The organism is Streptomyces sp. CB01881, from assembly GCF_002953255.1.
Lineage (GTDB): Bacteria > Actinomycetota > Actinomycetes > Streptomycetales > Streptomycetaceae > Kitasatospora.
The window spans coordinates 7,417,772-7,418,648 of the sequence record NZ_CP026498.1; the positions used below are offsets into that span (position 1 = coordinate 7,417,772).

1 protein-coding gene is annotated in these 877 nt (G+C 67.4%); it reads left to right on the forward strand.

Annotated elements, in window-relative coordinates; translation table 11 throughout:
- On the forward strand, positions 1-877 hold an 877-nt coding region (locus C2142_RS22335), incomplete at both ends, for a CofH family radical SAM protein (protein WP_241002722.1).

An 877-nucleotide genomic window follows, 5' to 3' on the forward strand; every position in this document is an offset into this window, starting at 1 on the left:
ACGCGACGCGGAAGAGACGTCGTCCACTTCAACGTGAACCGCCACCTCAACATGACCAACGTGTGCAACGCGTCCTGCGCCTACTGCTCGTTCCAGCGCAAGCCGGGCGAGAAGGACGCGTACACGATGCGCATCGAGGAGGCCGTCCGCCTCGCCAAGGCGATGGAGGTGGACTCCCTCACCGAGCTGCACATCGTCAACGGGCTGCACCCCACCCTGCCGTGGCGCTACTACCCGCGCTCGCTGCGGGAGCTGAAGGCGGCCCTGCCGAACGTCTCGCTGAAGGCCTTCACGGCCACCGAGATCCACTGGTTCGAGAAGATCAGCGGCCTGCCGGCCGACGAGATCCTGGACGAGCTGATCGACGCCGGCCTGGAGTCGCTGACCGGCGGCGGCGCCGAGATCTTCGACTGGGAGGTCCGCCAGCACATCGTCGACCACGACACCCACTGGGAGGACTGGTCGCGGATCCACCGCCTGGCGCACTCCAAGGGCCTCAAGACGCCGTCGACGATGCTCTACGGCCACATCGAGGAGCCGCGCCACCGCGTCGACCACGTGCTCCGGCTGCGCGAGCTCCAGGACGAGACCGGCGGCTTCCAGGTCTTCATCCCGCTGCGCTACCAGCACGACTTCCACGACTCCAAGGACGGCGTCGTGCGCAACAAGCTGATGGCCCGCACGGAGATGGCCACCGGCGCGGAGGCGCTGAAGACCTTCGCGGTCTCCCGGCTGCTCTTCGACAACGTCCCGCACGTCAAGGTCTTCTGGGTGATGCACGGCGTCACCACCGCGCAGCTGGCGCTCAGCCACGGCGCGGACGACATGGACGGCTCGGTGGTCGAGTACAAGATCACCGAGCCGTCCATGTCGTCCG